The sequence below is a fragment of the uncultured Pseudoalteromonas sp. genome (assembly GCF_963922945.1).
In the GTDB taxonomy this organism is placed as follows: Bacteria; Pseudomonadota; Gammaproteobacteria; order Enterobacterales; family Alteromonadaceae; genus Pseudoalteromonas.
Map to the genome: position 1 here is coordinate 1 of NZ_CAWUKC010000109.1, position 10,874 is coordinate 10,874.

A 10,874-nucleotide genomic window follows, 5' to 3' on the forward strand; every position below is an offset into this window, starting at 1 on the left:
ATATTGATGAAAAGCAATTACAACGCGCTGTTAAAAAAGCCGCTTTTGATGCAAAAATTAGGAAACACGTTACACCACATACCTTACGCCATTCATTTGCAACGCACCTATTGCAAAGTGGCGCTGATATTCGCACGGTTCAGGCACAATTAGGCCATAGTGATGTGCGAACAACCCAAATATATACTCATAGATACCCAAGTCACCTCAAGACACGAGTTTCAGTTGGAATTAAAAGCAATTTAGGCAAGGCATTGATTGCAAATAATAGTGGTTCTATTGTTAAAATTAATAACGCAGTATAAATCGCTTTTAAACCAACCCTTCGGGCGTTTCACAGGCACTTACTCTCATCGTTATTGCTTCTTAAAAGGGAATGCCATTCTTGCAAAGCAACGCCTTGATATTAAGCGCCTGTTAAACGCTGAATTCAGTGTATTGAGGTGACTTGGGTATAAACAACAAGGAGCCAATGGAGTTGTAAGCCCATTTTCGAGATTATAAAACTAGCAAAAGTTTTTAATTGTGTGTCACGCGTTAAAGTACGCTTTATACAAAAATAGCGCCGATAATGTATGAAGCCGATTCTTACACAATGAATTTCACTGCGAATTAAAATCTCAGCTTTTACCTTTAACCTCGAACCTTTTACTAAAACAAAAAAACCGCTGTTCGTTTAAAACAGCGGCTTTTCTACTTATAGCTGATAGCTAAAAACTGACGGCTTGTATTTTAAGCTTTACCAATCACTTCAAGTCCACCCATGTATGGGCGTAATACTTCTGGCACGACTACTGAGCCGTCGGCTTGTTGGTAGTTTTCTAGTATAGCTACGAGTGTACGGCCAACGGCTAAACCTGAGCCATTTAGTGTATGAAGTAACTCTGGTTTTTTAGCCCCTTCACGGCGAAAACGTGCTTGCATACGGCGCGCTTGGAAATCGACCATATTTGAACAAGACGAAATTTCGCGGTAGGTATCTTGTGCCGGTAGCCATACTTCTAAGTCGTATGTTTTAGCTGCGCCAAAGCCCATGTCGCCCATACATAAAATGACTTTACGGTATGGTAGTTCTAGTGCTTGTAAAATTTGCTCTGCGTGGCCAGTTAGCTCTTCAAGCGCTTGCATTGAATCTTCTGGTTTTACTAGTTGTACTAGTTCAACTTTATCAAACTGGTGCTGGCGAATTAAGCCGCGTGTATCGCGACCGTAGCTGCCCGCTTCACTTCTAAAACACGGTGTGTGCGCAGTTAAGCGAATCGGTAAATCGCTTTCTTCGTAAATTTCGTCGCGTGCGCTATTAGTCAGCGGTACTTCTGCTGTTGGGATTAAGCTAAAGCCAGCTTGTTGTTCACCGTCGTCGTTTACTAGGCCTAATGTATGGAATAAATCGCCTGCAAACTTAGGTAATTGGCTTGTGCCGTAAAGGCTTGCGCTATTTACTAAGTACGGTACATACATTTCTGTATAGCCGTTTTTATCTGTGTGGGTATCTAGCATGTATTGCGTAAGTGCACGGTGCATACGCGCTACTTGGCCGCGCATTACTGTAAAACGTGCGCCACTAATTTTAACACCCATTTCAAAGTCTAGGCCGTTTAGGTCTTGCCCTACATCTACGTGATCTTTTACTTCAAAGTCGTACTTTTTAGGCGTGCCCCAAGTAAGTATTTCAACGTTGTCGTCTTCATCAGCGCCCTCTGGTACTGATTCGTCTGGCAAGTTTGGAATTGCTAATGCAATGTCGTTAATGGCGTTGAGTACTTCGTCTTGTGCTTTTTTAGTGGCGTCTAATTCGCTGCCTAAATTTGCCACTGCATCTAGTAGTGGTTGTGCGTCTTCGCCTTTTGCTTTTGCTTGGCCAATGGCTTTAGCACTGGCGTTACGTTGACTTTGAAGCTCTTGCGTTTTTACTTGTAATGTTTTGCGTTGTTCTTCAAGTTCTGTCACTTTTGCAACATCAAGCTCGTAGCCACGAGCTGCTAAGCGTGCTGCAGTTTGCTCAACGTCTTGTCGTAAATATTTAGAATCTAACATGTTAGTTTTTTAACCTTTTTGCATTACCAGCTGAAGGCCCAGCCAAGCCATAAAAATACAGATCATCACATTTAAGATGATATTGAGGGCCATTTTAATAAAGTGACCTTGTTGTAATAACAACAACGAGTCCATTGAGAATGTTGAAAAGGTGGTTAACGCACCTAAAAAGCCAATACCAATAAGGGTTTTAGCGGGGCTTGTGGCGATAATTTCTTTTTCTATCAAACCATACAAAATGCCCATTAACAATGAACCCAGAATATTAACCGCCAACGTGCCAAAAGGGAATCCCCTACCGAGGAGTTTTAGCATGGTTTCGCTAATAAAAAACCGTAAACAGGCTCCTGAGGCACCGCCAAGGGCGATCATTATATAAAGTTTAATCATTTTCGTATCGTTTAAATGGGCTTTGCGCGTCGCGATCTTTTAAGTAATCAAGCTTTTGCTTAATTTTTTGCTCAAGGCCGCGATCGCTCGGTGTATAATATTGTTTGTCTTGAATTTCTGGCGGTAGGTACTTTTCACCAGCGGCAAAAGCGCCCTCTTCGTTGTGTGCGTAGCGATAGTCAGCGCCATAACCTAAGTCTTTCATTAGGTTTGTGGGCGCGTTTCGTAAATGCTCTGGCACAGGGTAGCTTGGCTCGTTTTTGGCATCTGCCTTTGCTTGGTTAAACGCCATATAAACCGCATTACTTTTAGGTGCGCTGGCTAAATATAAGGTCGCTTGTGCAATGGCGCGCTCGCCCTCACTTGGGCCCACACGCTGAAATATATCCCATGCATTTAACGCCACTTCCATTGCCCGTGGGTCGGCGTTACCTATGTCTTCTGTGGCAATGGCAAGTAACCGCCTTGCTACATAAAGTGGGTCGCCGCCGCCGGCTAAAATTCGGCAATACCAATACAGCGCGCCATCGGGTGAGCTGCCACGTACTGATTTATGAAAAGCGGAGATTAAATCGTAAAATTCATCACCGCCTTTATCGTATTTAGCTAAATGCGTGGGAAGTACTTGGCTTAATACGTGCTCATCTACGTTGTATGTGCCGTTTTGCTCAGTGGTTAAATCAACCGCTTGCTCAAGTAAGTTTAATACTTTACGGGCATCGCCGCCACTTGCTTGGCAAAGCGCCTGTTTGGCGTTATCGGCAATAACAATATTTTTTTGGTTTAGTTGCTCATCTTGCACAAGTGCGCGCTCTATCACAGTGTATAGGTCGGTATCGGCTAGCGACTTTAAAACATACACGCGTGCGCGTGATAAAATCGCATTATTAAGTGCAAATGAAGGGTTTTCGGTTGTCGCGCCTACAAATATAAAGGTGCCATCTTCTATGTGGGGTAAAAATGCATCTTGCTGCGATTTGTTAAAGCGGTGTACTTCGTCAACAAACATAAGTGTGCGCTGCCCGCGGCTTTGTAGGTTATCGTGCGCTTGCGTTACGCTGTCGCGAATATCTTTTACGCCTGCGGTCACAGCCGACATTTGTATAAGCTCGGCATCGGCATGGTTTGCAATAATTTGCGCAAGGGTGGTTTTACCTACCCCAGGCGGCCCCCACAAAATTAAACTGTGGCAACGCCCTGCAACAATAGCTTGGTGCAGGGGTTTGTCATTACTAAGTAAATGTTGCTGACCTATGTATTCGTCAAGCGTTGTTGGGCGCATTCGCGCCGCAAGCGGGCGTACATCGGGCCCAAAATTAAAGCCTAAATTATTCACCGTTACTCTGATCGTCTATTTCTACACCCACTGGCGGGGTAAATTCAAAGGTACTTGTATCAAGCGCGGTATTTACGTGTGCATTATTAAAGCTAAACGATGAAAGCTGGCCTGAATTATCGGTAACCACTAACTTAGCAAGGCCTTGCTCGTTACCTGCAAAGGTAATATCAAGTTGTTCTACTTGGCTCTCTACGCCTTTATTTGGTGTTACACTAAAGCCAAAGTCTGTGGCTTGAACACTGTATTTTTCCCATTGTGCAGCGTCTTTTGAGGTAAGCAATACAAACGGCGTTGAGTCTATAAGGCTATGGGTATCCATAATCGTTACTTGCTCAGCAAAGCTGTCGAAGTAATAGGTTTTATCGCCATTTGATACAAATAAGGTATCGTCTGGGTTTGTTTGCTGCCAGCGGATCATCATAGGTTGTTGTAGGGCTATAGTGCCCTCGCCTTGCATCACCGCTTGGCCTTGCGAGTCAGTTACGTTTTGTGAAAACTGCGCCTTAAAGCTTTTAATCATGGCGAGTTTGTCTTGCAGTGCTTGGCTGTCGTCAGCAAAGCTAGGCGTGGCAATTAAACTACCAAGCACTAATAATAAACTGTTTAATTTTTTCATTAATTTGCTCCATTAGGTACTAATACATCGCGAGCGCCATTATGGCCTGGCGAACTCACGATACCTGATGTTTCCATTTGTTCTACTAGTCGTGCAGCACGGTTATAGCCAACACGTAATTTACGTTGTACTGACGATACTGATACTTTGCCGGTTTCTATTACAAATGCGACTGCTTCATCGTAAAGCGGATCTGACTCGTCATCGGCATTTTCACTGGTTTCGCCAGGCAATAAAACATCTTCTGTTGCTTCGCCATTTAAAATTTCATCTATGTAATTAGGCTTACCACGGGCTTTCCAATCGTTTACTACCGCATGTACTTCATGGTCATCTACAAACGCGCCATGTACACGCTCTGGCACACTTTTGCCAGGCGGTAAGTAAAGCATATCACCCATGCCTAATAGGTTTTCGGCGCCTTGTTGATCCAATATGGTGCGCGAGTCTATTTTGCTCGACACCTGAAACGCCATACGCGTAGGTATATTAGCTTTAATTAAGCCGGTAATTACATCTACTGATGGGCGCTGTGTTGCAAGTACTAAGTGTATACCTGCGGCACGTGCTTTTTGCGCAATACGGGCGATGAGCTCTTCAACTTTTTTACCTACAATCATCATCATGTCGGCAAACTCATCTATTACTACTACTATGCTCGGTAGTTTATCTAGCTCATCTGGGCCCTCTTTCATGCCGTCGGTGTCTTTAAATAATGGGTCAAGAATTGGGTAACCCGCCTCTTTGGCTTCCATTACTTTTTGGTTGTAACCTTTTAAATTACGTACACCCAGCGCCGACATAAGTTTGTAACGGCGCTCCATTTCGCCAACACACCAACGCAATGCATTGGCCGCTTCTTTCATGTCGGTAACCACTTCACATAATAAGTGCGGAATACCTTCATAAACCGAAAGCTCAAGCATTTTCGGGTCAATCATGATCATACGCACATCATCAGGGCCCGATTTGTACAGTAAGCTTAATATCATTACATTAACGCCCACTGACTTACCAGAACCCGTGGTACCTGCTACTAATAAATGGGGCATTTTACCTAAATCGGCACAAACAGGTTCCCCAGCAATATCTTTACCTAACACCATGGTAAGTGGCGATGGATTTTGCTCAAACTTAGGCGCGTTTATTACCTCAGATAAACGTACAATTTCGCGGTATTTATTAGGCAACTCTATGCCTATATATGTTTTACCCGGTATAACTTCAACTACACGTACGCTAATTGCCGATAGTGAACGAGCTAAATCTTTTGATAAACCTGTAATTTTTGACACTTTAATGCCCGGTGCTAAATCGAGCTCAAAACGCGTTACTACAGGCCCCGGGTACACCCCTACTACAGTGGCTTGCACGTTAAAGTCGAGTAATTTTGTTTCAACAAGGCGTGATACACTTTCAAGCTCTTCTTGTGATATTGGGTTTTTCGCTTTGTCGGGTCTATCGAGTAAATCAAGCGACGGTAATGGGCCTGGCGGTGGCTCTTTATCTAGTAGCTCTTCAAACTTTTCTTTTGCCGTTGGCGGTGGTTGATACGCAGGTTTTGGCTTAGGCATTGGCCTTGCTGGCGATACAACGGTGGTCACCGGTTTTTCTGGCTCAACAACTTGGCTTTGATCTAGTGCATTTAACGCAGCTGCGGTATCCATAGGCTCATCGTCTATGGCGCTAAAGCCAATTTCTTGATCAAGAATATCGTCTAGCTCGTCAAATGGGCTGTAGTCATCACTAATTTGCGGCTCGCTAAAGGTAGGCTGCTCTTTAGTAATGGCTTTTTGTTTAGCTGGTTTTTTTGTTTTTTCAGGTGCTTTTTCAAGCTCCGGTAACGGGTGTTCCTGCGATGAGAGGCTTTGAACGTCATCGTTGAAGTCGTCGTTAAATTGGGCGTCAGCTTTTGTTGAATTTGCAGCATCATGCTCTCTTTGTATCCAGCCTTGGGCATAATTAAAGAGATAGCGGTAACCCCTCACCACTAAATCACCTAGGTAGTCTACAAATTCAACCCACGATACACCGGTTAACAAGGTCAGCCCTGCAAAAAAGAAGCACAATAATAAAATAGAGGTACCGGTAAAGTTAAATGCCGGCATCATAGCCGATGCAATCACATCGCCCACTACCCCACCCGATGAGAAATTATAAATATCATCAAAGTTAATACTGCTTATTGCCGTTGCTGAGGTAATAAATAGAGCAAAGCCAATAACACGCAAGGCAAGTGTGGTGTAATCGAGCTGTAAAATACGATGAGGTTGCTTAAACAACAAGTAGCCAAATAGTTGAATGGCAGCTGGCACTAAATACGCGAGCCAACCAAATGATAGTAATAATATATCGGCAACCCAGGCACCGGCTGTGCCCGTAATATTTTTTACGTTTCTAAATTCACCCGTTTGCGACCACGCAGGATCAGCGGGATCGAAACTGATTAAAGCACATAAAATAAATATTGCCGCAAAGGTGCTGATGATCAGCCCTGTTTCTAATAGTCTTTGCACACCATTTAGGCGCATAACTTCCTATCCCTCTTTATTATTTTATTGGCACTTGTATAGCAGTCAAATACCTTAGCAGGAAATGCATTTTGATGCACTTTATCTTAGTTTGTATGGCCTGATTATGAACAAGTTTTTATAAATTAGACGTGTTAAAGAATATTTTTACTGCTGCCAAAATAATTTAAGCAATATAAGGGCGAATAATAACGCCGTCTTCGCCTTTTACTTCTTCCATTACTACATAAGTTCGGCTTTCACTCACATTCGGTAGTTTTAAAAGTATATCGCCTAAAACACCGCGGTATTCCGACATATCGTTTACACGGGTTTTCAGTAAAAAATCAAAATTACCCGATACCAAGTGGCATTCTATGATTTCTTCGTGTTGTTTAACCGCTGCACTGAACTCATCAAATACATCAGGTGATGTTTTAGTTATGGTCACTTCTACATACACAGATAAGCCTTGGCCAAGCTTTGCAGGGTCGACCACCGCTTTGTAGCCAAGTATGTAACCTTCTCGCTCTAACTTTTTTACGCGCTCCAAGCAGGGCGTGGCGCTCAGGCCAACTCGTCGGGCCAGTTCTACATTAGAAAGGCGTCCATCGTGCTGTAATTCCATTAAAATTTTACGGTCAATTCTATCTAATAACTGATGCATACACCCTACTAGTTTAATATTCTGTTTATTTTCATTATTTAGATAATAACACTGGTTACCCTTTTAAAAAAGGTGAGACACACTACCATGTGATGAATATAATAGTGAAAAATGTTAATCCGTTCTTAATAAGGCAAATTTTATGATTATTGGTGTACCTAAAGAAATTAAAAACCATGAATACCGTGTAGGTATGGTTCCTGCGAGTGTTCGTGAATTAGTAAATCACGGCCACCAAGTGATTGTAGAAACTGATGCTGGTATGGGCATTGGTTTTACTAACGAAGATTACACTCAAGCTGGCGCTGAAATTTTAGCAACTGCTGCTGATGTTTTTGCAAAAGCAGACATGATCGTAAAAGTAAAAGAGCCGCAAGCTGTTGAGCGTGCAATGCTACGTGAAGATCAAATCTTATTTACTTACCTTCACCTTGCCCCTGATCTTCCGCAAACTGAAGACCTTGTGAAAAGTAAAGCGATTTGTATCGCTTACGAAACAGTGACTGACGCGCGTGGCGGCTTACCACTTCTTGCGCCTATGAGTGAAGTAGCTGGTCGTATGTCTATTCAAGCTGGTGCACAAGCGCTTGAAAAATCTAACCACGGCCGTGGTATGTTACTGGGTGGCGTACCAGGTGTTGAAGCAGCTAAAGTAGTTGTAATTGGTGGTGGTATGGTTGGTCGTAGTGCTGCACAAATGGCTGTAGGCATGGGCGCAGATGTTGTAGTGCTTGACCGTAACATTGATGTACTTCGTTCTTTAGACGCGCAATTTGGTAATAAGGTTAAAGCAATTTACTCAACTGCTGATGCCCTTGAAAAACACGTACTAGAAGCTGACCTAGTAATTGGCGGTGTTCTAATTCCAGGTGCTGCTGCTCCAAAACTAGTTACAGCTGAACACATTAAAGCAATGAAGCCAGGCGCTGCAATTGTTGATGTTGCTATTGACCAAGGTGGTTGTATTGCAACGTCTAAAGCAACTACGCACGCTGATCCTACTTACATTGTTGATGAAGTTGTACACTACTGTGTTGCTAACATGCCAGGTGCTGTACCGCGTACATCTACGTTTGCACTTAACAATGCAACATTACCTTTCATTATTAACCTTGCAAATAAAGGTTATAAAAAAGCACTTCTTGATGACGAACACTTCCTAAAAGGCTTAAACGTAATTAAAGGCCAAGTAACGTACAAAGAAGTAGCAGAAGCGTTCAACATGGAATATGTTGACCCACGTACTGCAGTAGAAAACGCATAATTTTGCGTTTAGTAGTTAGGTGTTATTGACTAAAATAGCTACCTAACCACACGCAATAAAAAAGCAGCTAAAATTAGCTGCTTTTTTGTATCTAAATGTCGAATATATAAATAATTTATATAAAACGCTTAATTATAAAGTCCACTTTTACTCGCTTAGCCTGACCAAGCAGCTTTTTAACCGGCTGTGGGTAATCATTTACTGTTTCTAAATCATTTGGCCCAGTTAAACGGCGGCAATGTTTTAAAATTTCCTGCTTTTCGTTATCTATCGCTTGCATAATGCTTTGCTGGGGATCCTCGATTAAAATGCCATTTTCGATGTCCAATCCCCATGCACGCGGATTAAGATTATGCCCGCTTAATAAGTGACGTTGTCTATCGGCACAAATACCTTTTAAGTGAAACGAGTTGCTCTCGTGCTTCCATAAGTACACGTTTAAATTACCGTTATCAATATGACGCTTTTGCGATTTGACAAATTTATGCAATATGGTTTCGTATAAATACGGTAGCGCACCTATTTTGCTAAATGGCTCGCTTGGCGGCAGATAAAAATCGTTCGCGGTTTTATCGCCCACTACAATAGTGACTTGCTTGCCTTGTTTTAGTAATCGGCGTAGTGAGCGCATAAGTGGCGCCGGAAAGTTAAAGTACGGCGTATAAAGCACAAGCTCTTGCTCTGTGGTATCAAACAAGTTTTTTATTAATCGATTTAAACTGTTATTCCGACGGCCTAACCCTAAAAATAAACGAATTCCCAATGGGTCGGTGTTAGCTTTGCCAGCATTAGCGTAACTTGCCGATTTTAAATCGCGCATTAACTGTTTTTGTTCAAACTTAAAATCAATTAAACGCTTAAGCGGGCGGGTATCAATACGTGGCACAGCTTGTGACGCTATCAGCTTAGACTCTATAAAATCAACGACAGAGTCGCATAGCTCGCTTTGGCTCACTAAAAAATAACGGTCGAGCCTGTAGCGTTCGTTGTATTGTAAGTACACATTATTTAAGCTTGCGCCACTGTATAATAAAGTATCATCTACAACAAAGCCTTTAAGGTGTAATACACCAAATAGCTCTTTTGCTTTAACCGGTACACCGTAAACCTGTACGTTTGATTTAAATTTTTCTAAATAGTCACAATATAAACTTGCGTTACCGTCTGATTTTGCCGCCCCAATAAGACCCCGTTGAGCACGATGAAAATCAACCAACACTTTTATTTCAAGGTTGGGGTTTGCCAACGATACACGATGAAGCGCTTCTAAAATTTCGCGCCCTGCTTCGTCATCTTGTAAATAAAGTGCCGTTATATAAATTCTTTTTTTTGCGTTGCTAATTAAACGTAGCAATTGCGTACGGTACTCTTGTGCATTGGTTAAGACGTTAACGTCTTTTGAAGTCAACCCAAATGCGGGTTTTTCCTGCCAAAATAACATAGTTGCCTATTCACTAAGGTCACATAATCTATCAGTGACAAATAAAATTAAGTAAAACATATCAAAAAAAAACTAACGGGTCATGAATTAACGAATCTTTGTTGCTCATCTGTTTGTTTTTTCGCCTTAAAAAGCAATTTATTACTGTAACTAGGATAACCAGTACACAATATTGCACAGCAACACTATTTAGCAGAAAAAAATATTCACATAATTTGTTTACTTGTGCCTTGTTTTTCTTAGAATCGAAGCCATTAAGTTCAGTATTAAACGTTTAGGAAAAGATCATGACTGAAGCAAAACACTCTAAGTTACTAATTTTAGGTTCAGGCCCTGCTGGTTACACAGCCGCGGTTTACGCAGCACGCGCAAATTTAAACCCAGTTTTAATTACCGGTATTCAGCAAGGTGGCCAATTAACAACGACAACTGAAGTTGAAAACTGGCCAGGCGACGCGCACGGTTTAACGGGCCCTGCGTTAATGGACCGTATGAAAGAGCACGCCGAACGCTTTGAAACCGAAATTGTATTTGACCACATCAATAAAGTAGATGTGTCTAAGCGCCCTTTCACACTTACTGGTGACCAAGGTACTTATACATGTGATGC

Annotated in this window: 10 protein-coding genes; 3 read left to right on the forward strand and 7 right to left on the reverse strand. The window is 42.2% G+C overall.

Annotated features, from left to right (window positions below; all coding sequences use genetic code 11):
• On the forward strand, positions 1 to 305 hold a 305-nt coding region (locus AABI99_RS16530), incomplete at its 5' end, for a tyrosine-type recombinase/integrase (RefSeq protein ID WP_338367186.1).
• A gap of 427 nt (positions 306 to 732) precedes the next feature.
• On the opposite strand, the gene serS is transcribed toward AABI99_RS16530, so the two are convergent.
• The 6 genes from serS to lrp form a co-directional block, all read right to left on the reverse strand.
• On the reverse strand, positions 733 to 2,037 hold the full coding sequence (gene serS, locus AABI99_RS16535; protein WP_055014307.1) for a serine--tRNA ligase: 1,305 nt from the start codon (positions 2,035 to 2,037) through the stop codon (positions 733 to 735).
• Between the two features lie 9 nt (positions 2,038 to 2,046).
• The gene (crcB, locus tag AABI99_RS16540) at positions 2,047 to 2,427 is read right to left on the reverse strand and encodes a fluoride efflux transporter CrcB (protein WP_338367187.1); all 381 of its coding nucleotides are present in this window, start codon (positions 2,425 to 2,427) and stop codon (positions 2,047 to 2,049) included.
• Positions 2,420 to 3,763 carry a replication-associated recombination protein A gene (locus tag AABI99_RS16545; protein WP_338367188.1) on the reverse strand — a complete coding sequence of 448 codons (1,344 nt, stop codon included), beginning with the start codon at positions 3,761 to 3,763 and terminating at the stop codon, positions 2,420 to 2,422. The genes crcB and AABI99_RS16545 overlap by 8 nt, the downstream gene beginning before the upstream one ends.
• Entirely contained in the window at positions 3,756 to 4,382 is a 627-nt protein-coding gene (gene lolA / locus AABI99_RS16550; protein ID WP_338367189.1) for an outer membrane lipoprotein chaperone LolA, read from the reverse strand. Before lolA ends, AABI99_RS16545 begins: the two co-directional genes overlap by 8 nt.
• On the reverse strand, positions 4,382 to 6,913 hold the full coding sequence (locus AABI99_RS16555; RefSeq protein WP_338367190.1) for a DNA translocase FtsK 4TM domain-containing protein: 2,532 nt from the start codon (positions 6,911 to 6,913) through the stop codon (positions 4,382 to 4,384). Before AABI99_RS16555 ends, lolA begins: the two co-directional genes overlap by 1 nt.
• A gap of 166 nt (positions 6,914 to 7,079) precedes the next feature.
• The gene (lrp, locus tag AABI99_RS16560) at positions 7,080 to 7,559 is read right to left on the reverse strand and encodes a leucine-responsive transcriptional regulator Lrp (RefSeq protein ID WP_004586747.1); all 480 of its coding nucleotides are present in this window, start codon (positions 7,557 to 7,559) and stop codon (positions 7,080 to 7,082) included.
• Between the two features lie 142 nt (positions 7,560 to 7,701).
• Between lrp and ald the strand changes: the two genes are divergently transcribed.
• Positions 7,702 to 8,823, forward strand: coding sequence for an alanine dehydrogenase (ald, locus tag AABI99_RS16565; protein ID WP_338367191.1), 1,122 nt, complete (start codon positions 7,702 to 7,704; stop codon positions 8,821 to 8,823).
• 115 nt (positions 8,824 to 8,938) lie between these two features.
• Here the strand turns inward: ald and pssA are convergent, their stop codons facing one another.
• The gene (pssA, locus tag AABI99_RS16570; protein WP_338367192.1) at positions 8,939 to 10,264 is read right to left on the reverse strand and encodes a CDP-diacylglycerol--serine O-phosphatidyltransferase; all 1,326 of its coding nucleotides are present in this window, start codon (positions 10,262 to 10,264) and stop codon (positions 8,939 to 8,941) included.
• 287 nt (positions 10,265 to 10,551) lie between these two features.
• Between pssA and AABI99_RS16575 the strand changes: the two genes are divergently transcribed.
• Positions 10,552 to 10,874 (forward strand): FAD-dependent oxidoreductase (locus AABI99_RS16575; RefSeq protein ID WP_338367194.1); only part of this gene is annotated, 323 nt, incomplete at its 3' end.